Annotated in this window: 22 protein-coding genes and 1 pseudogene; 20 read left to right on the top strand and 3 right to left on the bottom strand. The window is 61.0% G+C overall.

Translation table 11 applies throughout. The annotated features are described in order from the left end of the window. The first annotated feature begins 41 nt into the window (after positions 1 to 41). The 16 genes and pseudogenes from mnmE to glmS all read left to right on the top strand — a co-directional run bounded on the left by mnmE (position 42) and on the right by glmS (position 17,646). Positions 42 to 1,409, top strand: a complete 1,368-nt coding sequence (gene mnmE, locus IEX85_RS03365; protein WP_188858323.1) for a tRNA uridine-5-carboxymethylaminomethyl(34) synthesis GTPase MnmE — start codon at positions 42 to 44, stop codon at positions 1,407 to 1,409. 973 nt (positions 1,410 to 2,382) lie between these two features. Further along, positions 2,383 to 4,284, top strand: coding sequence for a tRNA uridine-5-carboxymethylaminomethyl(34) synthesis enzyme MnmG (gene mnmG / locus IEX85_RS03360; protein WP_188858321.1), 1,902 nt, complete (start codon positions 2,383 to 2,385; stop codon positions 4,282 to 4,284). After that, positions 4,284 to 4,910 carry a 16S rRNA (guanine(527)-N(7))-methyltransferase RsmG gene (rsmG, locus tag IEX85_RS03355; RefSeq protein WP_188858319.1) on the top strand — a complete coding sequence of 209 codons (627 nt, stop codon included), beginning with the start codon at positions 4,284 to 4,286 and terminating at the stop codon, positions 4,908 to 4,910. Before mnmG ends, rsmG begins: the two co-directional genes overlap by 1 nt. A 2-nt stretch (positions 4,911 to 4,912) precedes the next feature. Then, positions 4,913 to 5,736, top strand: a pseudogene (locus IEX85_RS03350) (ParA family protein). After that, positions 5,736 to 6,614 (top strand): ParB/RepB/Spo0J family partition protein, encoded by an 879-nt coding sequence (locus IEX85_RS03345; RefSeq protein ID WP_188858317.1) that lies wholly within the window; start codon positions 5,736 to 5,738, stop codon positions 6,612 to 6,614. The pseudogene IEX85_RS03350 and the gene IEX85_RS03345 overlap by 1 nt, the downstream one beginning before the upstream one ends. Before the next feature lie 353 nt (positions 6,615 to 6,967). Beyond that, positions 6,968 to 7,375 (top strand): ATP synthase subunit I, encoded by a 408-nt coding sequence (locus IEX85_RS03340; protein ID WP_229721774.1) that lies wholly within the window; start codon positions 6,968 to 6,970, stop codon positions 7,373 to 7,375. Positions 7,376 to 7,398: 23 nt separating this feature from the next. Then, positions 7,399 to 8,220 carry a F0F1 ATP synthase subunit A gene (atpB, locus tag IEX85_RS03335; protein ID WP_188858313.1) on the top strand — a complete coding sequence of 274 codons (822 nt, stop codon included), beginning with the start codon at positions 7,399 to 7,401 and terminating at the stop codon, positions 8,218 to 8,220. A 78-nt stretch (positions 8,221 to 8,298) separates the two neighbouring features. Next, complete coding sequence (gene atpE / locus IEX85_RS03330; RefSeq protein WP_020679585.1) at positions 8,299 to 8,529, top strand: F0F1 ATP synthase subunit C; 231 nt, start codon at positions 8,299 to 8,301, stop codon at positions 8,527 to 8,529. Positions 8,530 to 8,583: 54 nt separating this feature from the next. Beyond that, positions 8,584 to 9,054, top strand: coding sequence for a F0F1 ATP synthase subunit B (locus IEX85_RS03325; protein WP_188858311.1), 471 nt, complete (start codon positions 8,584 to 8,586; stop codon positions 9,052 to 9,054). A gap of 12 nt (positions 9,055 to 9,066) precedes the next feature. Beyond that, positions 9,067 to 9,603 (top strand): F0F1 ATP synthase subunit delta, encoded by a 537-nt coding sequence (locus tag IEX85_RS03320; protein ID WP_188858309.1) that lies wholly within the window; start codon positions 9,067 to 9,069, stop codon positions 9,601 to 9,603. A gap of 15 nt (positions 9,604 to 9,618) precedes the next feature. Further along, positions 9,619 to 11,163: a F0F1 ATP synthase subunit alpha gene (gene atpA / locus IEX85_RS03315; protein WP_188858307.1), complete on the top strand. Its 1,545-nt coding sequence runs from the start codon at positions 9,619 to 9,621 to the stop codon at positions 11,161 to 11,163. Positions 11,164 to 11,234: 71 nt separating this feature from the next. Then, entirely contained in the window at positions 11,235 to 12,098 is an 864-nt protein-coding gene (gene atpG / locus IEX85_RS03310) for a F0F1 ATP synthase subunit gamma (protein ID WP_188858305.1), read from the top strand. Positions 12,099 to 12,135: 37 nt separating this feature from the next. Next, positions 12,136 to 13,533: a F0F1 ATP synthase subunit beta gene (atpD, locus tag IEX85_RS03305; RefSeq protein ID WP_188858303.1), complete on the top strand. Its 1,398-nt coding sequence runs from the start codon at positions 12,136 to 12,138 to the stop codon at positions 13,531 to 13,533. A gap of 82 nt (positions 13,534 to 13,615) precedes the next feature. Next, positions 13,616 to 14,044 (top strand): F0F1 ATP synthase subunit epsilon, encoded by a 429-nt coding sequence (locus tag IEX85_RS03300; RefSeq protein WP_188858301.1) that lies wholly within the window; start codon positions 13,616 to 13,618, stop codon positions 14,042 to 14,044. A gap of 403 nt (positions 14,045 to 14,447) precedes the next feature. After that, positions 14,448 to 15,815 (top strand): bifunctional UDP-N-acetylglucosamine diphosphorylase/glucosamine-1-phosphate N-acetyltransferase GlmU, encoded by a 1,368-nt coding sequence (gene glmU, locus IEX85_RS03295; RefSeq protein ID WP_188858298.1) that lies wholly within the window; start codon positions 14,448 to 14,450, stop codon positions 15,813 to 15,815. Between the two features lie 4 nt (positions 15,816 to 15,819). Beyond that, positions 15,820 to 17,646, top strand: a complete 1,827-nt coding sequence (gene glmS / locus IEX85_RS03290) for a glutamine--fructose-6-phosphate transaminase (isomerizing) (protein ID WP_188858296.1) — start codon at positions 15,820 to 15,822, stop codon at positions 17,644 to 17,646. Between the two features lie 167 nt (positions 17,647 to 17,813). Here glmS and katG read toward each other — a convergent pair whose 3' ends face one another. Both katG and IEX85_RS03280 read right to left on the bottom strand, forming a co-directional pair. Next, positions 17,814 to 20,000 carry a catalase/peroxidase HPI gene (gene katG, locus IEX85_RS03285; protein WP_188858294.1) on the bottom strand — a complete coding sequence of 729 codons (2,187 nt, stop codon included), beginning with the start codon at positions 19,998 to 20,000 and terminating at the stop codon, positions 17,814 to 17,816. 262 nt (positions 20,001 to 20,262) lie between these two features. Then, positions 20,263 to 21,054, bottom strand: coding sequence for a TOBE domain-containing protein (locus tag IEX85_RS03280; RefSeq protein WP_188858292.1), 792 nt, complete (start codon positions 21,052 to 21,054; stop codon positions 20,263 to 20,265). 176 nt (positions 21,055 to 21,230) lie between these two features. Here IEX85_RS03280 and modA point away from each other — a divergent pair, with 176 nt between their 5' ends. The 4 genes from modA (at position 21,231) to IEX85_RS03260 (ending at position 25,206) form a co-directional block, all read left to right on the top strand. Beyond that, complete coding sequence (gene modA, locus IEX85_RS03275; protein WP_229721805.1) at positions 21,231 to 21,953, top strand: molybdate ABC transporter substrate-binding protein; 723 nt, start codon at positions 21,231 to 21,233, stop codon at positions 21,951 to 21,953. 3 nt (positions 21,954 to 21,956) lie between these two features. Beyond that, the gene (modB, locus tag IEX85_RS03270) at positions 21,957 to 22,625 is read left to right on the top strand and encodes a molybdate ABC transporter permease subunit (RefSeq protein WP_188858290.1); all 669 of its coding nucleotides are present in this window, start codon (positions 21,957 to 21,959) and stop codon (positions 22,623 to 22,625) included. After that, entirely contained in the window at positions 22,622 to 23,686 is a 1,065-nt protein-coding gene (gene modC / locus IEX85_RS03265) for a molybdenum ABC transporter ATP-binding protein (protein WP_188858282.1), read from the top strand. The genes modB and modC overlap by 4 nt, the downstream gene beginning before the upstream one ends. Positions 23,687 to 23,862: 176 nt before the next feature. Next, the gene (locus IEX85_RS03260) at positions 23,863 to 25,206 is read left to right on the top strand and encodes a glutamine synthetase family protein (protein ID WP_188858280.1); all 1,344 of its coding nucleotides are present in this window, start codon (positions 23,863 to 23,865) and stop codon (positions 25,204 to 25,206) included. Between the two features lie 226 nt (positions 25,207 to 25,432). Here IEX85_RS03260 and IEX85_RS03255 read toward each other — a convergent pair whose 3' ends face one another. Continuing rightward, positions 25,433 to 25,915, bottom strand: coding sequence for an Lrp/AsnC family transcriptional regulator (locus tag IEX85_RS03255; protein WP_229721773.1), 483 nt, complete (start codon positions 25,913 to 25,915; stop codon positions 25,433 to 25,435). Positions 25,916 to 26,034 lie beyond the last annotated feature (119 nt).

Below are 26,034 nucleotides of genomic sequence, written 5' to 3'. Positions count from 1 at the left end.
ATCCGTGCTTTCTGTAAACTCTTTACTGTTCAATTGCCATTATGAGTCTGATCAATCAGGACACCATCGCCGCCCAGGCGACACCACCCGGACGCGGCGGTGTCGGTATCATCCGCGTATCGGGCCGCAGGGCCGCGGATATCGCCCGCAGCATCCTCGGCATCGAGCCCCAAGCCCGCTACGCCCACTATGGCCCCTTCCTCGACGCCGCGGGAGAGCAGATCGATCAGGGCATCGCACTCTACTTTCCGGGCCCGAACTCCTTCACCGGCGAGGACGTGCTGGAACTTCAGGGCCATGGCGGACCCGTGGTCATGGACAGCCTGCTGAAGCGAGCGCTTACTTTAGGCGCACGCCTTGCCAAACCTGGCGAGTTTTCGGAACGCGCCTTTCTCAATGACAAGCTCGACCTGGCCCAGGCCGAGGCGATCGCCGACCTGATCGACGCCAGCTCGGCACAGGCGGCCCAGTGCGCGCTGCGCTCGCTTCAGGGCGAGTTCTCGCGCCGGATTCACAGCCTCGTCGAAGCGCTGATTCAGCTGCGCATCTATGTCGAGGCCGCCATCGACTTCCCCGAGGAAGAGATCGACTTCCTCGCCGACGGCAAGGTACTTGGGGATCTTGTGGACATACTGCACCAGCTCGAGTCGGTTCAGTCCGAGGCGCGGCAGGGCAGCCTGTTGCGCGAGGGCATGAACGTGGTCATCGCCGGGCGGCCGAATGCCGGCAAATCGAGCCTGCTCAATGCGCTTGCCGGACGCGAGACCGCCATCGTCACCGATATCGCCGGTACCACCCGCGATGTGCTGCGCGAGCATATCCATATCGATGGCATGCCCCTGCACATCATCGACACCGCCGGGCTGCGTGACGCTCCTGACGAAGTGGAACGCATCGGCATCGACCGCGCCTGGCAGGAGATCCGCAAGGCCGACCGCATCCTGATGATGGCCGACAGCACCGAAACCAGCGCAACTGACCCGGACCAGCTCTGGCACGATTTCGTCGAGCAGCTGCCCGACCTGTCCCGAGTGACAGTCATTCGCAACAAGGCCGACCGAAGCGGCGAAAAGATCGAGGCAAGGCGGCAGGGAGAGTACACATTGATCTCGCTGTCGGCCAAAAGCGGGGAAGGCGTCGAATTGCTACGCGAGCATCTCAAGGAATGCATGGGCTATGAGAGCACCACCGAAGGAGGCTTCATGGCGCGTAGGCGGCACCTGGATGCGCTGGAAAGAGCTCATCAGCTGCTGGAGACAGGCCGCGACCAGCTCGAGTGCAACGGCGCCGGCGAACTGCTGGCCGAAGATCTCCGTCAGGCACAGCAGGCGCTCAATGAGATTACCGGCGAATTCAGCCCGGACGACCTGCTGGGCCGCATTTTCTCGAGCTTTTGCATCGGCAAGTAAGGTCGCTTAGATCGCTTCTCCTGCACGCCCTCCCGGTCCCGGGAGGGCACCGCTCTCCCGGAGCTCACCCCGTCTCTATGTCTGAGTCTCAGTGTGCAGGGAGCGGCAGCCCGCCGCCAGGATATCCCCGCCATCCACTTTCAAGCGCTCCATACCCGCTGTCTGGCCACGCGGGGAATCTCTGTGTATAAAATAATTTTTACTCACAAGATGAGGTAACAGTCAACTTACCCACACCGCGGGGATAATTCTGTATTGCAGCTGTCCGTTCTTCGTAAAAGCAGCCTGTGCATATTGCCATATCCCAAGCTTCTCAACCGCTTATACCCCCGTTGACCTACAGCTAAACTACCGGGTTATTAAAGATACAACTCAATGTAATATAATGACTTATTTCACTTTTCAACAGAAACTATCAACACAATAAGGCGCATCCTTTTTTTGATCGTTGTTGTTATACACAACACCAGTGCAGGTCCCTCGGGACATCCCGAGACTGTTCACAACCCACTTACACACAGGAATCCTACAGCAAGGGCCATGCCTTGGTGACTCAACCACTTTTCTATTCTGTGAATAACAAAAGCTGTGAATAGGGGATGGACTGCTCTGGGGTTAACGATGTGGGTAACTTTGCCTGTGCAGAACCGCCACTTTCATCAACAGCTCATCCCCCGCTTACACCGCACGGGCACGCAGTTTCCAAACAACCTACCGCCAAATGTATCTTCATGATTTAAATAGCTTTTCTTGCCTTGTGAACAGTTAGGCAGAGAGACAATAATCACAAAGCACAATAAAACACATATATAAAGATCTCTTTATTTAAGAGATATAAAAGAAAGTTGGACAGAAGCGGGCTGATCGTTTTTTGAACATTTTAATGGTCCACGCATGCGAGTATAATCAGGCCCCTTTCGATTTCGGGTGCTGTCGGTACGTCAGTGGCCCAACCGTGCTAGAGGTACTTTAGGTGGACTATCCAGGTCGTTTTGACGTGATCGTGATCGGCGGTGGGCATGCGGGCACTGAAGCCGCGCTGGCGGCTGCGCGCATGGGCGCCAAAACACTGTTGTTGACCCACAACATCGAGACGCTGGGTCAGATGTCCTGCAACCCTGCCATCGGTGGCATAGGCAAAAGCCATCTGGTCAAGGAGATCGATGCTCTCGACGGGGCCATGGCACGGGCCACAGACCGTGGTGGCATCCAGTTTCGCACGCTGAACTCGCGCAAGGGACCCGCCGTACGCGCTACCCGGGCCCAGGCGGACCGAGTGCTCTACAAGGCCGCGATTCGGGATATCCTGGAAAATCAGCCAAATCTGCAGATCTTCCAGCAGGCCGCCGACGACCTGATTGTCGAAGGCGATACCGTCAGGGGGGTCGTGACCCAGACCGGAATCCGCTTTCAGGGCACCTCCGTTATTCTGACGGCTGGCACCTTTCTCGGCGGTCTGATCCATATCGGTCTCGAAAGGCATTCGGCCGGTCGTGCCGGCGATCCGCCTTCCATCGCCCTGGCCGATCGTCTGCGCGAACTGCCGCTTCGTGTTGACCGGCTCAAGACCGGCACTCCGCCACGTATCGACGCCCGCAGTGTCGACTTTTCGGTGATGCAGGAGCAGCCGGGGGACACTCCGACCCCGGTCATGTCCTACCTGGGCGATCTGTCGGAACATCCGCAGCAGATCAGCTGCTTCATTACCCATACCAACGAGCGCACGCACGAAATACTGCGCAAGGGACTGGACCGCTCGCCGTTGTATACCGGCGTTATTGCCGGAGCCGGTCCGCGCTACTGCCCTTCGGTGGAAGACAAGATCATGCGTTTCGCCGACAAGACCTCTCACCAGGTTTTCGTCGAGCCGGAAGGCCTGACCACGCACGAGCTTTATCCCAACGGCATATCGACCAGCCTGCCGTTCGATATCCAGCTCGAGGCTGTGCGCTCGATCCGGGGCTTCGAGAATGCCCATATCACCCGGCCCGGCTACGCCATCGAATACGATTTCTTCAACCCGCAGGATCTGAAGCACTCCCTGGAGACCAAACATATCCAGGGGCTGTTCTTTGCCGGTCAGATCAATGGCACCACCGGCTATGAGGAAGCGGGCGCCCAGGGCCTGCTGGCCGGTATCAACGCCGCCAACCGCGCCTTCGAGCGCGATGCCTGGTACCCGCGCCGAGACGAGGCCTACATCGGGGTACTGGTCGACGACCTCATCACGCTGGGAACCTCTGAGCCGTACCGGATGTTCACCAGCCGGGCCGAGTATCGTCTGATCCTGCGTGAGGACAATGCCGACCTGCGCCTGACCGAAAAAGGCCGGGAGCTGGGTCTGGTGAGCGACGAACGCTGGCAATCCTTCTGCCAAAAGCGCGAAGCGATCGAACGCGAGCAGCAGCGCCTGCGTGACACCTGGATCCAGCCGGGCAGCGATGAGGCCCGATCGCTGGACGCCAAACTCAAGACACCGCTGACGCGCGAATACAACCTGGCGGATCTGGTCAAACGGCCGGAGCTGGAATACGCCGATATCGCCGGGTTCAAGGGTGAACCGGTAAGCGACATCCGGGTGGCCGAGCAGGTCGAGATTCAGTTCAAGTACGCCGGGTATATCGAGCGCCAGCGCGACGAGATCGAGCAGATGCGCCGGCAGGAAAACACGCCGTTGCCTGCGGACATGGATTACGGCCGCGTTGGCGGTCTGTCCAACGAGCTGCGCACGAAGCTGGAATCGGTCAGACCCGCGACTATCGCCCAGGCATCACGAATCCAGGGTATGACGCCGGCGGCAATCTCGCTGCTGCTGGTGTTCCTGAAGAAACACCAGATCGGCAAGGGCAAGGGCAGGGAGCAGGCGACCGGCTGATGGATACCCGACTCAGAGAACAGCTGTTGCGCCAAAGCGGTGCAATGGGCATCGAGCTGACCCAGGAACAGGCGGACCGGCTGATGGCCTATCTGGCGTTGCTGGTGAAATGGAATCGCGCCTATAACCTCACCGCGGTTCGGGATCCTGCCGAGATGGTGGACCGCCATCTCGTCGACAGCCTCAGCGTACTGCCGTATATCTCCGGTCCGCGCCTGCTGGACGTCGGCTCGGGTCCGGGATTGCCGGGCATCCCGCTGGCGATCTGCCGTCCGGACGTGGCCGTGACAACCCTCGACAGTAACGGCAAGAAGACCCGGTTTCAGCTGCAGGTCAAATCCGAGCTGGGTCTCGACAACCTGAGTGTGGTCAACGCACGCGCCGAAAGTTGCGGTCTCGAGCCCTTCGAGCAGGTCATTTCCCGCGCTTTTGCGTCTATCGAGGAAATGATCAACTGGACGGCACCGCTGTGCCGCCGGGATGGTGTTTTTCTTGCAATGAAAGGGCTGTATCCTGAAGACGAACTGCGGGCGCTGCCAGCCGGATACGATCTCAAGTCCAGTCACCCGCTGCGGGTACCGGGAACGGAAGGCGCCCGCCATTTGCTGATTCTTGGGAGAGTCTGACCTTGGCCAAAATCCTTACGGTCACGAACCAGAAAGGTGGCGTGGGCAAGACCACGACCTGCGTCAACCTTGCCGCCTCGCTGGCGGCGACCAAAAAACGCGTGATGCCGCCACCATGGGCAGCGGCATAGACAAGCACGGTCTCGAGCTCTCGTCCTACGATCTTCTGACCGGCCAGGCGAGTGCCAGCGAGTCCCGACTGACCGAAACGCCGGCCGGATACCATCTGATCGGCGCCAATGGCGACCTGACGGCGGCCGAGGTGGAGCTGCTGAGCCTGGCCCGGCGTGAGTTCCGCCTCAAGATGGCGCTGGATGAAGTCGCCGACGAGTACGACTTCATTCTGCTCGACAATCCGCCGTCGCTGAACCTGCTGACGGTGAATGCGCTGGCCTGCTCATCCGGTGTGATCATTCCGATGCAGTGCGAATACTATGCCCTGGAAGGTATCAGCGCGCTGGTCGGCACCATCAACAAGATCAACCAGCGCCTCAATCCCGAGCTGCGGATCGAAGGCATCCTGCGCACCATGTTCGACCCGCGCATGAGTCTGACCCGGGATGTCTCCAGCCACCTGGTGGATTATTTCGGCGACAAGGTGTACCGCACCGTGATCCCGCGTAATGTGCGTCTGGCCGAAGCTCCCAGCCATGGCCTGCCGGCACTGCTCTACGACAAGAGTTCCCGCGGTGCCCTGGCCTATCTGGCGCTGGCCGGCGAGCTAATCCGCAAGAGCGCGGAATCCGGAAACAGCACTGGCGATAAAGAAGTACAGCAGCCGGCAATGGCCGGCGCTGATGCTGAAGTAGCTAAGGAAATGAACTGATGCCCGCGATGAAACGAGGCCTGGGGCGCGGACTGGACGCGCTGCTGTCGACCGTCAATGAAGTGAAGGAGCCGGTCGCCGCCACGCACGAGGCGGAACAGCTCGACGGCTATCGTCTGCTGCCGCTGCAGCAGATTCAGCGCGGCCGCTATCAACCCCGTCGCGATATCGAACCCCAGGCGCTGGAAGAACTCGCCGACTCCATCCGCGCCCAGGGCGTTATGCAACCCATAGTGGTGCGTGCGGTCGACGCCGGTCGCTTCGAGATAATCGCCGGGGAGCGCCGCTGGCGTGCCTGCCAGCTCGCCGGTCTCGATGAAATACCGGCAATGGTGCGGGAGGTCTCGGATGAAGCCGCCATCGCCATGGCGCTGATCGAGAACATCCAGCGCGAGAATCTCAATCCCATCGAGGAAGCGATCGCCCTGCAGCGCCTGCAGCAGGAATTCGAGCTGACGCAGCAGGAGGTAGCGCAGGCGGTCGGGAAATCCCGTTCCACCATCGCCAATCTGCTGCGCCTGATGAAGCTCGAGGAAGACGTCAAAAAAATGCTCGATTACGGCGATCTCGAGATGGGGCATGCCCGCACCCTGCTGGCATTGTCCGGCGAGGGCCAGGTCGCGGCGGCACGGGAGGTCGTCGCCCGAGGGTTGAGCGTTCGCCAGACCGAGGACCTGGTTCGCAAGCTGCAGGCGCCGCCGCAGGAGCCCGAACCCGCCCGGGCTCCGAACCCGGTACTGACGCAGCTGGCCGATGAACTGACCCGGCGCTTCTCGACACCGGTATCGATCAGCGCCAACGCCAAGGGCAAAGGCAAGATCACCATCGCCTACGATGGCGAGGATGAACTCAACTCCATTCTGCAGAACCTGAAATAAATTGTAGGAGCGGCGCCCCGTCGCGAATTAATTCGCTACCTGGGTTATTGGCGGCGGGGAAGTGCCCGTAAGTTTGGGGGCACGCGCCTGTATTATGGGTTATCACCTGTATAAAAAATAACCTTCTGTATCCCTCCTCTTTAACGCCGGTAACCTTTATCGACTTCTGCGTGAGCTCATTTAATAGCTGTCTGCAAAGTCAAATCGACGGCTCTAGTACCTTGGTGCAAAAGGCTCCGGTTCCGGTTGATGCAATACAGCAATACCCCTATAATCGACGCGCTGAATTTGGGGCATGTGTTCGAAAATAGAGCACAAAGGGCATCGATAAAACCGATATCGCGGTGGCTGGAATGCAAAACCGGGGCGATTCGCACCGATTGAGTACACCGCTGGGTCGGGTATTGGCAATCCTTTTGGCGCAGGCGGGCGTCGCACTGATTCTTTGTGCGGTTCTGTTGCTGCTGACCGGTCGGGTGGAAGCCTGGTCGGCGCTGCTCGGTAGCCTGATATATCTGGTGCCCAATCTCTATTTCGCGTTGCGCACGCTGTCCCGGCGGCACGGCCTTTCCGGGCCGAAAGTGTTGGCGGCCATGTATATCGGCCAAATATGGAAAATGGCATTGGCGATACTGGGCTTCAGTCTGGTGTTCGTGCTGGTCGAGCCTATCAGTCCATTTTCCCTATTTGGCGCTTTCATCCTGCAGCAGATCCTGGGCTGGATTGCCTATGCGCGGATGATGCCGACAACAGGTTCCTGAAACTTTGAACAGAGAGACTGAGAATGGCTAGTGGAACTGTCACATCCTCAGAATACATATCGCACCACCTGACGAACCTGACGTTCGGCAACCATCCGGAAAGCGGATGGGGCTTTGCGCACAGTGCTCAGGAAGCGGCTGAGATGGGATTCTGGGCGATCAACGTCGACACCATGCTGTGGTCCGTGGGCCTCGGTATCTTCTTCCTGTGGTTCTTCGGCAAGGTTGCGAAAAGCGTGACCTCCGGGGTGCCTGGCAACACCCAGAACTTTGTCGAGACGGTGATCGAGTTCGTCGACGACAACGTCAAGGGTATCTTCCATTACAAAAATCCGGTGATCGCGCCGCTGGCACTGACCATCTTCGTCTGGATTTTCCTGATGAACCTGATGGACCTGGTGCCGGTTGACTGGCTGCCGTACGTTGCCGGCCAGATGGGCATTCACTTCATGAAAGTGGTACCGACCACCGACGTCAACGCCACCGGTGGTATGGCGATCAGCGTTCTCGCCCTGATCATTTACTACAGCATCAAACAGAAAGGCGTGGGCGGCTTCATGAAGGAACTGTCGTTCCAGCCGCTGCCGAAGATTTTCCTGCCGTTCAACCTGTTCCTCGAGATCGTTGGCCTGCTGGCCAAGCCGGTATCCCTGGCTCTGCGACTCTTCGGCAACATGTACGCGGGCGAAATGATCTTTATTCTGATCGCACTGCTGCCCTTCTGGATTCAGTGGCTGCTGTCGGTACCCTGGGCGATTTTCCACATTCTGGTCATCACCCTGCAGGCATTCATCTTCATGGTACTCACAATCGTGTACCTGGCGATGGCCCACGACGATCACTGATTGCAATATTGCTCAGGGATCATTGAAACAGTTTGCTTTAAACCTTGAACTTAACCTTGAAAAATCTGGAGAAATCAAATGGCTGAACTGCTGTATATCGCTGCTGCGCTGATGCTGGGTCTGGGTGCAATTGGTGCTGCTATCGGCATCGGTATCCTGGGTGGCAAATTCCTCGAAGGCGCTGCCCGTCAGCCGGAACTGGTTCCGCTGCTGCGTACCCAGTTCTTCATCGTCATGGGCCTGGTCGACGCTATCCCGATGATCGGCGTGGGTCTGGGTCTGTACGTCCTGTTCGCTGTTGCTGGCTAATAAGTAGTAGGCATTTCGAAATCTACTTTTTAGACAACCGCGAGAGGTAATGGCGTGAATATCAATCTCACCATCATTGGTCAGGCCATTGCATTCTTCATCTTCGTCGTATTCTGCATGAAGTACGTGTGGCCCCCGATTACAGGGGCCCTCGCAGAGCGCAAGAAGAAGATTGCCGAAGGTCTTGAAGCTGCCGACCGCGCGACCCGTGATCTGCATCTGGCCCAGGAAAAGGCCACTGCAAACCTTCACGATAGCAAGGTCCAGGCAGCCGCCATCATTGAACAGGCCAATAAGCGGGCGAACCAGATCATCGATGAAGCCAAAGAGCAGGCGCGTGCCGAAGCCGACCGTGTCAAGGCTGCCGCTCAGGCTGAAATCGAACAGGACGCCAACCGTGCCAAGGAAGCCCTGCGTGCGCAGGTCGCTGCTCTGGTCATGGCCGGCGCCGAAAAGGTTCTGGAAGCCTCTATTGACGAAAAAGCCCACGCGCAGCTGCTTGAGAAGCTGTCCGCTGAGCTTTAAGCGAGGTTTAAGATGGCTGAACTCAATACAGTCGCTCGGCCTTACACTAAAGCAGCATTCGAATTCGCGCTGTCGCAGGGCGCGCTCGGGTCCTGGTCCAAGATGCTCGCAACCGCCGCAGCGGTGGTTCAGGACGAGCGCATGGTCCAGGCGATGGGCAGCCCCGCGCTGACCAGCGAAGCGAAAGCGAAGGCGCTGATCAGCGTCTGCGAAGACGACCTTGACGACGCCGGCAGGAACTTTATCAGCCTGCTGGCCGAAAACGGTCGTGTCTTTCTGCTTCCGGCCATACAGGCGCAGTTCGAGCAGCTGAAAGCCCGTCAGGAAGCGTCCGTCGAGATCGACGTGACCACGGCTTTCGAACTGGACGAGCAGCAGCAACAGAAACTATCTCAGGCAATCGGCACCAAGCTGGGCCGCAGCGTGAAGATGACCACCCAGGTCGACAAGAGCATTCTGGGTGGCGTCGTCGTTCGCAGCGAAGACCTGGTGATCGATGGTTCGGTCCGCGCCCGACTGGCGAAGCTGGCCGAAGCGATGACGTCCTGAGGGTGAGGAATTATCATGCAGCAACTGAATCCATCTGAGATCAGCGAGATTCTCAAGAAGCGCATCGAAAAACTCGACGTGTCTTCTGAAGCCCGCAATGAGGGCACTATCGTCAGCGTGTCCGATGGTATCATCCTGATCCACGGTCTGGCTGATGTCATGTACGGGGAAATGATCGAGTTCCCCGGCGGCGTATACGGCCTGGCACTGAACCTGGAGCGTGACTCCGTAGGTGCCGTAGTACTGGGTGACTATCAGGGTCTGGTCGAGGGCATGACTGCCCGTTGCACCGGTCGCATCCTGGAAGTGCCGGTCGGTCCGGAACTGCTCGGCCGCGTCGTCGACGCGCTGGGTAACGCCATCGACGGCAAAGGGCCGATCGAAGCCAAGCTGACCGACGCTATCGAGAAGGTCGCGCCGGGCGTTATCGCCCGTCAGTCCGTTGACCAGCCGGTTCAGACCGGTCTGAAAGCGATCGACGCCATGGTGCCGATCGGCCGCGGTCAGCGTGAGCTGATCATCGGTGACCGTCAGATCGGTAAGACCGCTATTGCGGTCGACGCGATCATCAACCAGAAAGGCACCGGCATCAAGTGTATCTATGTTGCCATCGGTCAGAAGCAGTCGACCATTGCCAACGTGGTACGCAAGCTGGAAGAGCACGGCGCTATGGATCACACCATCGTCGTAGCCGCCGGCGCCGCTGACCCGGCCGCCATGCAGTACCTGGCGCCGTACGCCGGCTGTGCCATGGGCGAATACTTCCGCGACCGCGGTGAAGACGCCCTGATCATTTACGACGACCTGACCAAGCAGGCCTGGGCTTACCGCCAGATCTCCCTGCTGCTGCGTCGTCCGCCGGGCCGTGAAGCTTACCCGGGTGACGTCTTCTACCTGCATTCCCGTCTGCTCGAGCGTGCCGCTCGCGTGAACGCCGAATACGTCGAGAAGTTCACCAACGGTGAAGTGAAAGGCAAAACCGGTTCCCTGACTGCTCTGCCGGTCATCGAAACCCAGGGCGGTGACGTTTCCGCGTTCGTTCCGACCAACGTGATTTCCATCACCGACGGCCAGATCTTCCTGGAATCCAGCCTGTTCAACTCGGGTATCCGTCCGGCGATCAACGCCGGTCTGTCCGTATCCCGAGTCGGTGGCGCGGCCCAGACCAAGATCATCAAGAAGCTGGGCGGCGGTGTTCGTCTCGCCCTGGCGCAGTATCGTGAACTGGCGGCTTTCGCCCAGTTCGCTTCCGACCTCGACGACGCCACCCGCGCCCAGCTGGAGCACGGTCAGCGCGTTACCGAGCTGATGAAGCAGAAGCAGTACTCGCCGATGTCCGTAGCCGAAATGGGCCTGAGCCTGTTCGCGGCGAACGAAGGCTTCCTGAACGACGTTGAGCTGAACAAGATCGGCGACTTCGAAGCGGCTCTGATCTCCTACTTCAAGTCCGAGTACGCGGACCTGATGGGCAAGGTCAACGAAAAGGGCGCTTACGACGACGAGATCGCTGCGCAGTTCAAGGCCGGCATCGAGAAGTTCAAGTCAACCCAGACTTGGTAACAGCCCTCGGGCACCGGTCTGCAGGCGTAGCCCGCAGACCGGATACCAGGTCAAGGTAAAAAGGCGGAACTATGGCAGTCGGAAAAGAGATTAAGACGCAGATTGCGAGTATCGGGAGCACGCGCAAAATCACCAGCGCCATGGAAATGGTTGCGGCGAGCAAGATGCGCAAGGCCCAGGATCGCATGCAGTCGTCCCGTCCGTACGCGCGCAGTATCCGTGGCGTGATTCAGCACCTGGCGAAGGCCAACCCTGAATACAGCCACCTTTACATGCAGGAACGCGAGGCCAAGCGTGTCGGCTATATCGTAGTCGCATCCGACCGCGGTCTCTGCGGTGGCCTGAACGTCAACGCGTTCAAGTCGGCCGTGGCCAGCATGAAGGAGTACCACGACAAAGGCGTCGCGGTCGAGATCTGTGCGCTGGGCGCCAAGGCAGTATCCTTCTTCAAGAACTACGGCGGCAACGTCGTGGCGGCGAAATCCCATATGGGCGACGCACCCGCACTGGCCGATCTGATCGGCTCGGTCAAGGTGATGCTCGATGCCTTCGCCGAGGGCAAGCTGGATCGCCTGTTCGTGGTGTCGAACGAATTCGTCAACACCATGACGCAGAAGCCCGCGGTCGAGCAGGTATTGCCGCTGCGCGCGGAAGACGACGACAAACTGCTGAACCATCACTGGGACTACCTCTACGAACCGGACGCGAAAGAGCTGCTCAACGGGCTGCTCGTGCGTTACGTGGAGTCGGTGGTCTACCAGGCGGTGGTCGAGAACAACGCCTGTGAACAGGCAGCCCGTATGCTGGCGATGAAGAACGCAACAGACAACGCCGGCAACCTCATCGACGAGCTTCAGATGGTCTACAACAAGGCTCGTCAGGCCGCGATCACTCAGGAAATTTCCGAGATCGTCGGCGGTGCGGCGGCTGTTTAACGCAGTGAACGGGTTAAAAAGTTAAGAGGATCCGAACATGAGTAGCGGACAAATCGTTCAGATTATCGGCGCCGTTGTCGACGTGGAATTCCCGCGCGATAGCGTGCCGAAGGTATATGACGCCCTGACCGTCACCAAGACCGGCCTGACGCTGGAAGTCCAGCAGCAGCTGGGCGATGGTGTGGTCCGTGCGATCGCCATGGGTCAGACCGAAGGTGTGAGCCGTGGCTGGGATGTAGAAAACACCGGCGCGCCGGTATCGGTGCCCGTGGGCAAGGCCACTCTGGGCCGTATCATGGACGTGCTGGGCAACCCGATCGACGAATGTGGTCCGGTCGGTGAAGACGAGCGCATGCCGATTCACCGCAAGGCACCGACCTATGCCGAGCAGGCGGCGACCAACGAGCTGCTGGAAACCGGCATCAAGGTCATCGACCTGGTCTGCCCGTTCGCCAAGGGCGGCAAGATCGGTCTGTTCGGTGGTGCGGGTGTTGGTAAGACCGTCAACATGATGGAGCTGATCAACAACATCGCGACCCAGCACTCCGGTCTGTCGGTATTCGCCGGTGTCGGCGAGCGTACCCGTGAGGGTAACGACTTCTACCACGAGATGCAGGAAGCGGGCGTCGTCAACGTCGAGCAGTTCGACAAGTCCAAGGTAGCGATGGTCTACGGTCAGATGAACGAGCCGCCGGGTAACCGTCTGCGCGTCGCCCTGACCGGTCTGACCATGGCCGAGAAGTTCCGTGACGAAGGTCGTGACGTACTGTTGTTCGTCGACAACATCTACCGTTACACCCTGGCGGGCACCGAGGTATCCGCACTGCTGGGCCGTATGCCGTCCGCAGTAGGTTACCAGCCGACCCTGGCGGAAGAGATGGGCGTTCTGCAGGAGCGTATCACCTCCACCAAGACCGGCTCCATCACCTCCATCCAGGCGGTATACGTACCGGCGGACGACCTGACTGACCCGTCTCCGGCGACTACCTTCTCCCACCTGGACGCGACCGTGGTACTGTCCCGTCAGATCGCCGAGCTGGGTATCTACCCGGCCGTGGATCCGCTGGACTCCACCTCCCGTCAGCTGGACCCGCTGGTTATCGGCCAGGAGCACTACGACATCGCTCGTCAGGTGCAGGGCGTTCTGCAGCGCTACAAGGAGCTGAAGGACATCATCGCCATCCTGGGTATGGACGAGCTGTCCGAGGAAGACAAGCAGATCGTAGCGCGTGCCCGTAAGATCCAGCGCTTCCTGTCGCAGCCGTTCTTCGTGGCAGAAGTCTTCACCGGCGCACCGGGCAAGTACGTCCCGCTGAAAGAAACCATCCGTGGCTTCAAGGGCATCCTGGAAGGCGAGTTCGACTCCCTGCCGGAGCAGGCCTTCTACATGGTCGGCGGTATCGAAGAAGCGGTAGAGAAAGCCAAGAAATTCTAAGCTTCCTGGCCTAACAGGGTGCCGAAAAGCGCTATCGAGGTAGCCTTGCCGCACCCTGCTAACTCTATAAGAGGTAACTAGCATGGCTATGACTGTTCATTGCGATATCGTGAGTGCCGAAGGCGAAGTCTTCTCTGGCCTCATCGAGTTCGTATCGGTAACAGGTAGCCTGGGTGACCTGGGTGTCTACCCGGGTCACGCTCCGCTTCTGACGGAACTCAAACCAGGCCCTGTCGAGCTGCGCAAGCAGGGCGGCCAGGAAGACGTTTTCTACGTTTCCGGCGGCTACATCGAGGTGCAACCGCACAAGGTCACGGTACTGGCAGACACCGCGCTGCGAGCCCACGACCTGAGCGAAGCCTCCGCACTCGAAGCGCAGAAGCACGCACAGCAGGCAATGTCTGACAAAAACGCCGAGTTCGAATACTCGCGCGCGGCGACAGAACTGGCGGAAGCTGCAGCCCAGCTTCGCACCCTGCAGCAGATCCGCAAGAAAAGCGGCAAGGGCTGATCACTCAGCCCTCTGCACTCGACTGAAAAGGCAGCCCCAGGGCTGCCTTTTTTCGTTATGGGGTGGAGGAGGTCGGACCGGTCAGACGGATATCATGAACGGCTCCGAAGCTTCTGGTTCTGGATTACGTCGCTTCACTCAACCGGCGTATCGCGTATGCTGGGGGGCAGAAACCGCCCCAATTACCTGCGGACACTACGATTGCAGTCTCTGCCTGTGCGCGTTGGTGGTGGCCGTCAAGCAACGGTACAGCTATAGCGCCATAGACTTCCCCCAAAATACCGATTGTCAGGGCTTTACAGACAAGCCGTATTGAATCTGATCTTGTATCATCTAGAGTCATCGAGCCTAAACAAAACTGCAAAGGTCCGGCGTTTCGGCCGGGCCGGGGACCCGCAAGACAATGTCAGTGGACGTGATAATACTGGCGGCCGGACAGGGCAGCCGTATGAAGTCGGACAAACCCAAGGTATTGCACCCGGTCGGAGGCAAGCCGATGGTACAGCATGTGATCGATGCGGCGGCCGATCTGGAGGGGGCGCGGCTGCATGTCGTTATCGGCCATGGCGCCGACCAGGTGCGCGAGGCGCTGGCCGGGCAGGAGCTGAACTTTGCCGTGCAGGCCGAGCAGCTGGGTACCGGTCATGCGGTCGCCCAGGCAATGGATGGGGTTGCTCGGGACGGTATCAGCCTGGTGCTGTACGGCGATGTGCCGCTGACAGCGGCCGCTACCCTGCGTCATCTGGTGCGTATTGCAGGTCAGGGGCACCTGGGTCTGCTGACCGTCGAACTGGCGGATCCCACCGGCTACGGCCGCATCATTCGCGATGACCTGGGGTCGGTGACGGCGATCGTCGAGCACAAGGATGCGACCGATGCCCAGCGTGCGGTACGGGAGGTCAATACCGGCATCATGGCTTTGCCGACCCGTTTGCTGTCCGAGTGGCTGCCGCTACTGTCCAGCAACAACGCCCAGGGCGAGTATTATCTGACCGACGTCATCGCCATGGCTGCCGGTGAGGGCGTGCGCGTCGATGCGATCCAGCCCGAGCATGAACAGGAAGTGCAGGGTGTCAACAACCGCCAGCAGCAGGCGGAACTGGAGCGCTGGTACCAGCGCCGCGAAGCCGAGCGGCTGATGACCGAAGGCGTGACTCTGCTGGATCCGGCCCGCCTCGACGTGCGGGGGAGTCTCGATACCGGCCGCGACGTGGTAATCGATATCAACTGTGTGTTCGAGGGGAAAGTCCGCCTTGGCGACGGTGTCCAGATCGGCCCCAACTGCAGTATTCGCAATGCCTCCATCGGCAATGGAACCGTCATCAAGGCGAATTCGGTGATCGAGGATGCGGTGGTGGACGCCGGTTGCGATATCGGCCCCTTCGCACGACTGCGTCCGGGTACCGAGCTGGCGAGGGGCGCGAAGGTCGGCAACTTCGTCGAAACCAAGAAAGCCCGGATCGGCGAAGGCTCCAAGGTTAATCACCTGAGCTATATCGGTGATGCCGAAATCGGTCGCGACGTCAATGTCGGTGCCGGCACCATCACCTGCAACTACGATGGCGTCAACAAATCCGTTACCCGGATTGGCGATGGTGCCTTTATCGGCTCCAACAGCGCGCTGGTGGCGCCGGTGCGGATCGGCGCGGGCGGGACGGTCGGGGCGGGCTCGACCATCACCAAGGATGTGGACGCGCAGCAGCTTGCGGTCGCGCGTGGCAAGCAACGAAATCTCGACAACTGGCAGCGGCCGGTGAAGCGGAAGGACTGAAACCATGTGTGGAATCGTCGGTGCCATAGCGGCGCGTCCGGTAGCGGAAATCCTGCTCGAAGGCCTGCGCCGGCTCGAATATCGCGGTTATGATTCGGCCGGCATGGCGGTCTGGGACGGTGAGCAGATCAACCGCCTGCGTCGCGCCGGCAAGGTGCAGGCGCTGGCGGACGCGCTGGCACAGCACCCCCTCGACGGCCAGCTCGGCATCGCCCATACCCGCTGGGCCACCCATGGCAAACCCACCGAGAACAACGCCCACCCGCATATGTCGGGCGAGCGGCTGGCGGTGGTGCACAACGGCATCATCGAGAACTTCGAAAGCCTCAAGCGCGACCTTCAGGCGCAGGGCTACGAGTTCAGCTCGGACACCGATACCGAGGTGATCGCACACCTGCTGGACAGCGCTGTTGAGGCCGGTGACAACATCCTGGAGGCGGTACGCAAAACGGTGGCCCGGCTCGATGGCGCCTTCGCGCTGGGGGTCATGCATCAGGATTATCCCGGCGAGCTGATCACCGCGCGCAAGGGCAGCCCGCTGGTCATCGGCGTCGGGATCGGCGAGAACTTCATCGGCTCCGATCCGCTGGCGCTGCTGCAGGTCACCGACCGTTTCATCTATCTGGAGGAAGGCGACGTCGCCCGCCTCAAGCGTCTGGGCATCGAAATCTGGAACGCCACAGGCGAGTCCGTCGAGCGTCCTGTGTTGCAGTTCCAGCACGGCTCCGGCAGCGTCGACAAGGGCGAGTACAAGCACTACATGCTCAAGGAGATCTACGAGCAGCCGAAGGTGGTGCATGCCGCGATGGAAGGGCGCCTGGGCAAAGACAGCGTGCTCGAGCAGGCCTTCGGCGCCGGCGCCGGCGAGATCTTCGATCAGGTGAAGCAGGTACAGATCGTGGCCTGCGGCACCAGCTATCATGCCGGACTGGTGGCGAAGTACTGGATCGAGGATCTGGCTGGGATTCCCTGTATGGTTGAAGTCGCCAGCGAGTTCCGCTATCGCAGGGTGGTGCTGCCACCGGGTACCCTGTTCATCAGCATTTCCCAGTCCGGTGAAACCGCCGATACGCTGGCGGCGCTGCGGGAAATTCGTGACCGGGTGCTGGCGAGCCTGACCATCTGCAACGTCCCGGGCAGCTCGCTGGTTCGGGAATCGGATCTGTGCCTGATGACCAACGCAGGTCCCGAGATCGGGGTCGCCTCGACCAAGGCGTTCACCACCCAACTGGTGGCTCTGTTGCAGACCACCCTGGTGCTGGGACGGCGTCACGGCCTTAAGCCCGAAACCGAAGCCAGGATCGTCGAGGAGCTGAAGCAGTTGCCGGGTCTGCTGGAGCGGGTACTGGGCCTCGATCCGGCGATCGAGAAGATGTCCGAGGCCTTTGCTGAAAAGCATCACGCGCTTTTCCTCGGTCGCGGCACCCTGAATCCGGTGGCGATGGAGGGGGCGCTGAAGCTCAAGGAAATCTCCTATATCCATGCCGAAGCCTATGCCGCCGGTGAGCTCAAGCACGGCCCGCTGGCGCTGGTCGACAAGGATATGCCGGTGGTCACGGTGGCGCCGCGCAACGAGATGCTCGACAAGCTCAAGGCGAACCTGCAGGAAGTACGCGCCCGCGGCGGCGAACTGTTCGTGTTCGCGGGCAGCTCCCAGGCAGTGGAGCCGGAGGAAGGCGTGCAGGTTCTGGAATTGCCGCCGGTACCGGGCATTCTGGAACCGATCGTCTACACGGTGCCGCTGCAGCTGTTGTCCTACCATGTTGCGGTGCTCAAGGGCACCGACGTCGACCAGCCGCGCAATCTCGCCAAGTCGGTAACGGTGGAATAGGGAGTCGCTGCGCGATCCGGTCCGCGCATACTGTTCGTGACGGGTGACGGGTGACGGGTGACGGGTGACGGGTGACGGGTGACGGGTGTCGCGTCACCTTGACCCGATCTTGCCGAATCACCGGAGCTACAGTCGGCTGTACCGCCAACTGTAGCTTTGTACCACCTTTAAAGATCGAAGCGGTCGGCGTTCATCACCTTGGTCCAGGCCGCCACGAAGTCGTTGACGAACTTCTCCTTGTTGTCGTCCTGGGCGTAGACCTCGGCGTAGGCGCGCAGGATGGAGTTGGAGCCGAACACCAGGTCGACCCGGGTGGCGGTCCACTTCGTCGCACCGCTCTTGCGATCGACGATTTCGTAAAGGTTCTTACCGGCCGGTTTCCAGCTGTACTTCATGTCGGTCAGGTTGACGAAGAAATCGTTCGTCAGCACGCCTTCCCGATCGGTGAAGACGCCATGCCTGCTGCCTCCGTGGTTGGTGCCCAGCACACGCATGCCGCCAATCAGCACCGTCATTTCCGGTGCGGTCAGGCCCATCAGCTGGGTACGGTCCAGCAGCATTTCCTCCGGCGTGACTACGTAATCCGACTTCTGCCAGTTGCGATAGCCGTCATGCAGCGGCTCGAGCGGCTCGAAGGAGTCGACATCGGTCATCTCCTGGGTGGTGTCGCCGCGGCCCGGTGCGAACGGGACGGTGATATCGAAGCCGGCATCCTTCGCGGCCTTTTCCACCGCGGCGCTGCCACCCAGCACGATCAGATCGGCAAGACTCACCGGCTTGCTCAGTCCGGAGCGGATATTCTCCAGCGCGGACAGGACTTTCTGCAGCCGTGCAGGTTCGTTGCCTTCCCAGTCCTTCTGCGGCGCCAGGCGGATACGGGCGCCGTTGGCGCCACCGCGGTAATCCGAGCCGCGGAAGGTGCGGGCGCTGTCCCAGGCGGTGCTGACCAGCTCGCTGACGCTCAGGCCGCAGGTGAGGATCTTGCGTTTGAGGTCGGCGATTTCGGCATCGCTCAGGCTGTAGTCGACACTGGGCACGGGATCCTGCCAGATCAGGTCTTCGGCCGGTACATCCGGGCCCAGGTAACGGCTTTTCGGGCCCAGATCGCGGTGAGTCAGCTTGAACCAGGCGCGGGCAAAGACCTCGTCGAAGTAGGCAGGGTCCTTGTAGAAGCGTTCGGAAATCTTGCGATATTCCGGGTCCATCTTCATCGCCATGTCGGCGTCGGTCATGATCGGGTTGCAGCGGATGGACGGGTCCTCGACATCGACCGGCTTGTCTTCTTCCTTGATGTCGACCGGCTGCCACTGCCAGGCGCCGGCCGGGCTTTTTTTCAGTTCCCATTCGTGGTTCAGCAGCATCTCGAAGTAGCCGTTGTCCCAGCGGGTCGGCTGGCTGGTCCAGGCGCCCTCGATCCCGCTGGTGACGGTGTCGCGCCCGATGCCGCGGGTTTTGTGGTTGTTCCAGCCAAGACCCTGTTCTTCCAGCTCAGCCGCTTCGGGTTCGGGTCCGAGGTTCTCGGCATTGCCGTTGCCGTGGGTTTTGCCGACGGTATGGCCACCTGCGGTCAGGGCGACGGTTTCTTCGTCGTTCATGGCCATGCGGGCGAAGGTGACGCGCACGTCGGCCGCGGTTTTCAGCGGGTCCGGATTGCCGTCGACGCCTTCCGGGTTTACATAAATCAGGCCCATCATCACCGCCGCGAGCGGGTTGTCGAGGTCGCGTTCGCCGGAGTAGCGGCTGTTTGGGTTATCGGTCGGTGCCAGCCACTCCTTTTCGGAGCCCCAGTAGGTGTCCTTTTCCGGGTGCCAGATGTCGGCGCGGCCGCCGCCGAAACCGAAAACTTTCAGTCCCATGGACTCATAGGCCATGTTGCCGGCCAGGATGATCAGGTCGGCCCAGGACAGCTTGTTGCCGTACTTCTTCTTGATCGGCCACAGCAGGCGGCGGGCCTTGTCGAGATTGGTGTTGTCGGGCCAGCTGTTGAGCGGTGCGAAGCGCTGGTTGCCGGTACCGCCGCCGCCGCGACCATCCGCGATACGGTAGCTGCCGGCGGCGTGCCAGGCCATGCGGATCATCAGGCCGCCGTAGTGCCCCCAGTCTGCGGGCCACCAGTCCTGGCTGTCGGTCATCAGCGCCTTGAGGTCGTTCTTGACGGCCTCAAGGTCCAGCTTCTTGAATTCTTCGGCATAATCGAAGGCGTCGCCCAGCGGGTTGGTCTTGCTGTCGTGCTGGTGGAGGATGTCCAGATTTAGCGATTTCGGCCACCACTCCATGTTGGAGGATCCGGATGAGGTGTTGCCGCCGTGCATGACGGGGCACTTGCCGGAGGAGCCACTGTTGTTATTGCTCATGTTTCGACGTCCTTTGCTCGGTGGGGGAATGGAAGCACCGCAGCCGGGTTGGTCCGCTCAGAGCTCCCGCCTTAAACCGTTGACGGTTTGCGCGCTGCGTGCCAGTTGCGCCGGCGTCCGGTGAATCAGGCCCGGCCTGGCATCGGGCGGCAAAAACAATGTAGCAGCTGCAGGGAAGGGCGGCGGGAAATTGTCTATATAGCTTTGATAGTCCCAGACTATGGCTTGGCGTCTCGAGCTTTTGGTTGCGGGCGTCGCATGCTTATTCCAGAGTGGCCAGGATTACCTGATCGGGCGCGAAGCGGGCAACAAGGGGCTCGCCAATCCGGAACGAAGTCGCCGGCGGCCCGATTCTGCTCACCAGGGCGCAGAGTGGCTCGTCGCCGGCAAGTGCGATTCTGTATTCGTCGAACTCAGCGCCCTGGTCGATACCGACAAGGGTGCCGTACAGGCGGTTGTCCCGTGCTTCGGACGGCGCTTCGCTGGCGCACGCGAGTTGCACCCAGGGGGCCTTTACCAGTGCCAGCACCTCCTTGCCGGTCTCCAGCTTCAGGCGCCGGGCGCTGCGTTCGGTGATATCGGCGTGGATCAGGTCGCCATTTTCGAGGCGTACGCTGACCTTGTGGCTGATGTCATTCGGATTCAGCTGCTCGACCCGGCCGATCAGCTGGTTGCGGGCGCTGGTCTGAAGCCCCATCCGACTGACCACCGACAGCAGGCTATCCAGCGAAACGCGCTCGTCCTGCACCGCCGCGACCGCCATCGCCTCGATCTGGTTGAGCAGCCGGTAGATGTTCAGCAGTCGCTCGCCGTATCCGGTGAGCCGGGCGCCGCCGCCGCCCTTGCCGCCGGTTTCGCGGCTGACCAGTGGCCGGCCGGCGAGAGCGTTCATGTCGGCCACGGCGTCCCAGGCGAACTTGTAGCTCACCCCGGCGGCCTTGGCACCCCGGCTGATCGAGCCCTGTTCGCGAATCTGCTCGAGCAGTCGGATGCGTTTCGGATTGATGAAGTCCCGTCCGGCTGTTTGCAGGGTCAGCAGGATATCCAGTTCCATCGTTCATTCCGTTGCGGCAAAAGCCTATTGTGGCGTCTTGGCTCCGTTTGCTCCAGGGTTGTATTCATTTTTATATAACGCTACAGTCCGGTAAACGCTATATAAAATTTTATATAACCAGGCTTTGCGGGGTTCCAGGCGTGATTCGAGCCGTTGCAACAGGGCTGTTGGCCATAGTGTCGTGCCTGCCGCTGAACGGGCGGGCTGACGAAGTCAGGGTGGCGGTGGCGACCAACTTCATCGAGGTGATGGAAGCGCTGGTCCTGAATTTCGAGCGCGCCAGCGGCCATGAGGTGATTCTGTCGTCCGGAGCGACGGGCAAGCTCTATGCCCAGATCAGGAACGGTGCGCCTTTCGATCTGTTTTTCGCCGCCGACGAGAGGCGCCCTGCGCTGCTCGAGCAGGAGGGGGTGGCGCTGCCGGGCAGTCGCTTCACCTATGCCCGGGGGGAACTGGTGCTCTGGAGTCCGCAGCAGGATTTGATCGCAGACGGGCCCGGGGTACTGCGCCAGGCGTCCTTTGGGTACCTGGCGATCGCCAATCCGAAAACGGCACCCTACGGGCGTGCCGCCGAGCAAACCCTGGCGCGGCTCGGACTCTGGGAGCAGCTGCAGGACCGGCTGGTGCGCGGTGAGAATATCGGCCAGGCGCACCAGTACGTGCACAGCGGCAATGCGGCGCTGGGCTTCGTCGCCAAGTCCCAGGTCTATCGCGACGGGCATTACGCCGCCGGCTCTCACTGGGCGGTTCCGGCAGAGCTGTACGCGCCGATTGTGCAGCAGGTGGTGCAGCTGCAGCCGGGCGAGGCGGCAGAGGCGCTGCTCGAGTACATCGCGTCCGCCGAAGCCCGCTTGCTGATCGAACGTCACGGCTATAGCGCCTTTGTGGAGGGTGACTGAAGGATGTTCGGCGCAGCGGATCTGGCGGCGCTCTGGATCACGCTCAAGCTTGCGGCGGTGACTACGCTGGTGCTGCTGGTGCTGGGAACACCGCTGGCCTGGTGGCTTAGCCGCAGTCGCTGGCGCGGGAAGGTGCTGATCGAGGCGCTGGTGGCATTACCTCTGGTGTTGCCGCCAACGGTACTCGGGTTTTATCTGCTGCTGGCGATCGGACCGGAAGGGCCTGTCGGACGCTGGTTCGACCGCGGACTGGCATTCAGTTTCACGGGGCTGGTCATGGGGTCTGCGGTTTATTCGCTGCCCTTTGTGGTGCAACCCCTGCAGAGTGCCTTCGCCGCGGTTGGCCGGCGCCCACTGGAGGTGGCGGCAACGCTGGGGGCGTCGCCCTGGGATGCCTTCCGGTCGGTCGCGGTGCCGCTGGCGCGACCGGGATTTCTGACAGCGACGGTGCTGGGCTTCGCCCATACCCTGGGCGAGTTCGGGGTCGTGCTGATGATAGGCGGGAATATACCGGGCAGAACCCAGGTGGTGTCGATCGCCATCTACGAGCATGTCGAGACCCTCGAGTACGCCTCTGCCCATCAGCTGTCGATACTGCTGCTTTTACTGTCGTTCATCACGCTGCTGACGGTGTATCTGTTCAACCGGCGCGTCGCGGTGGTGCATCCATGAATATCGACGCGACATTCCGGCTCAGGCGCGGAGGTTTCGAGCTCGATGTTGTCTTCAGCCTGCCGTTGCAGGGCGTAACCGCGATTTTCGGGCCTTCCGGTTGCGGCAAGACCACACTGCTGCGGGCGCTCGCGGGACTGGAGTCGGTGGACGGACACTGCCGTCTCGGGGAGCGGGTCTGGCAGCAGGGACGACAGCGGCTGCCGACGCACCGGCGCACCCTGGGGTATGTTTTTCAGGAGGCCAGCCTGTTCCCGCATCTCTCGGTCGAGGACAATCTGCTGTACGGCTGGAAACGCCTGCCGGCTGAGCGCCGCCGCATCGTCCCGGGCGAAGTTGTCGAGTGGATGGGCCTTGCGGATCTGCTTCGGCGCCCGGCGACGGAGCTGTCCGGCGGCCAGCGCCAGCGCGTCGCTATCGGTCGGGCGCTTCTGACCAGCCCCGAAGTGCTGCTGCTGGACGAACCGCTGTCGGCGCTGGATCGTCAGGCCAGACAGCAGATATTGCCCTATCTGGAACAGCTGTCCGCCGAGTCCGGCGTGCCGATGTTCTATGTCACCCATGCTGCCGATGAGGTTGAACGGCTCGCCGACCGGGTTATTTTCATGGCTCACGGGCGCATCGAGCGTACAGAGAGCCTGCAGCAGGCGCTGGGGCGTGCGGATTCGCCGCTGTTCGTCGACGAAGGCGCCGCCAGCATTCTCGAAGGCAAGGTCGGCGCAACTCTGGCCGACGGCCGCACGCCCTTCCTGTGCAGGGGGCTGCGGCTGTGGCTGGTACGACCATTGCGCCGGGCGGTGACGCGGGCACGGCTGCGCATCCTGGCCTCCGATGTCAGCCTGGCGCTGCGACCGCTTGGGGATATTTCCATCGTCAACCAGCTCGAGCTGCGTATCTCGCGCATCGATCCGCCGGTTGACGGCCGGGTGCTGGTCTGTGGCCTGCTGGCGGACGGACAGCAGCTGTCGGCCGAGATCTCGGCCTACTCGGCAGCGCAGCTGAAGCTGCACGAAGGGCAGCAGGTCTATGCGCTGATCAAGGCGGTGGCGTTGCTGGACTGAATTTCTGTTGTCCGGTCGGGTGATTTGCCGCTTGCCGTACGGTGTGCCGGCTCTGGCTAATTGCGATCGATAGGATGGGTTTTGGCGCCGTTGTCGTTTGCGGGGGCTGACGATGTTGTGGTCAGGCGCCTCAACCCATCCTACTCTTCGATTTTGACCGGCAGCGGATAATGCCTATGAATATTGTCGAGAAATTCCTGCAGCAGCACAGCATCATCGAAATCGAGTGCCTGGTTCCGGACATGACCGGCAACGCCCGGGGCAAGTTTCTGCCCACGCGCAAGTTCATGGCCGAGCAGCATGTGCGCCTGCCCGAGGGCATCCTGGTCCAGACCGTGACCGGCGACTGGTCGGACGACTACTACGAACTGGTGGATCCTGCCGATCGCGACATGGTGCTGGCACCGGATCCCACCACGCTGCGGCTGGCGCCCTGGGCCAAGGAGCCGACGGCACAGCTGATATTCGACTGTCACGGCAGCGATGGCAATCCGCACCCGCTGTCGACGCGCAACGTGCTGCGGCGGGTGTTGCAGCTCTACGAGGACGAGGGGCTGCAGCCGGTCATCGCGCCGGAGGTGGAGTTTTATCTGGTGCAGAAGAACCTCGACCCGGATTACGAGCTCAAGGCGCCGGTGGGGCGGTCGGGCCGCGCCGAGGTGGCGCGTCAGTCGTACAGCATCGATGCCGTCAACGAGTTCGATCCGCTGATCGACACCCTCTATCGCTATTGCGAGGCGCAGCAGCTCGATGTCGATACGCTGATTCACGAATCCGGCGCCGGGCAGATGGAGATCAACTTCAAGCACGGCGACCCGCTGGCGCTGGCCGATCAGGTTTTCGCCTTCAAGCGGACGTTGCGGGAAACCGCGCTGGTGCACGATATCTACGCCACCTTCATGGCCAAGCCGATGGAGCGGGAACCCGGCAGTTCCATGCATGTTCATCAGAGCCTGCTCGATCGCAAAAGCGGCTGCAATGTCTTCGTCGGTAAACGCGAGCGCTTCAGCGAAGCCTTCTACCACTATCTCGGCGGGTTGCAGAAATACGTGCCGGCGGCGATCGCCTTTTTCGCGCCCAACGTCAACTCCTACCGCCGCTTCGTGCCGGATATCGCCGCGCCCATCAATCTGCAGTGGGGGCTGGACAACCGCACCACCGGGCTTCGGGTGCCGGATGCGGAGCCTGCGGCAACCCGCATCGAAAACCGCTTTGCCGGTGCCGACGCCAACCCTTATCTCGCCATCGCCCTGTCCCTGGCCTGCGGCTACCTCGGAATGAAGGAGCAGCTGCAGCCATCCTCGCCTGCCACCGGCAGCGCCTACGCTGCCAACAGCCGTATCGAGATTGCCCGGACGCTGGAGGAGGGGTTGCGGCTGCTGGCGGGGTGCGAGCCGCTGCAGGCGCTGCTCGGCGAGCGCTTCGTGCGTGCCTATATCGCCGTCAAGCTCGCCGAGTACGAGGCCTTCAACAAGGTGATCAGTTCCTGGGAGCGGGAGTATCTGCTGTTGCGGGTATGATGTGGAGGAAGGGGGGATTGCGTGTCGGGAGCGCGGTGCCGTTCGTCGCTATTTTGCTCCTGCAATACCGATCTTCCCGCCATCCATGACGGTTGCTGCGCTCAGGGGCTCGCTGGCGATCCGCGGTCGACCGTAGGGCATCCCTGAGCGGAGCGAAGCGTGCCGTGGCTTGTGGTGCCGTTCGCTTCGCTCAGGGGCACCCTACTTACCACTTACCACTTACCACTTACCACCGTACCGGCAGCTCGGTGGTGGATTTGAGTGTCTGCAGCAACAGGTTCGATTTCACGTTCGATACCATCGGCAGGTTCAGCAGCCGGTGCAGCGTTATATCGGCAAAGGCTTTCAGGTCCGGCGCGATCACTTTGAGCATGTAGTCGGCATCCCCGGCCACCCCCCAGCACTCGAGCACTTCCGGATACTCGATGATGGCGCTGCGGAACTCCTCGGCGATCTTTTCGCTGTGCTTGTCCAGTGACACGCTGACCAGCGCCATGACGCCGAGCCCGACCCGCTCCGGGTCGAGCTGGGCGACGTAGCGCTTCACGACGCCGCTTTCCTCCAGCTTCTGACGCCGCCGCTGGCATTGCGATGGCGACAGGTGCACCAGCTCCGACAACTCGACGTTGCTGAGCCGTCCGTTCTGCTGCAGTGCCTCGAGAATTCGCATGTCGAGACGGTCCAGTGCCACTGAATGCGTTGATCTCACGTTTTTACTCTCTTTTATGCGGGAATCCTGTGAAAGTTAAGCGCAGCGAGCGCTGATTGCAAAAAAAACGCATACCGCTTGCCGTAAGCTATTTCCCAGCAAGTTGACCGGCGTCAATG

Source organism: Marinobacterium nitratireducens, assembly GCF_014645375.1.
GTDB lineage: Bacteria > Pseudomonadota > Gammaproteobacteria > Pseudomonadales > Balneatricaceae > Marinobacterium_A > Marinobacterium_A nitratireducens.
Note: the sequence above shows the minus strand (reverse complement) of the source record. Positions and strands in the feature narration are given on the sequence as shown.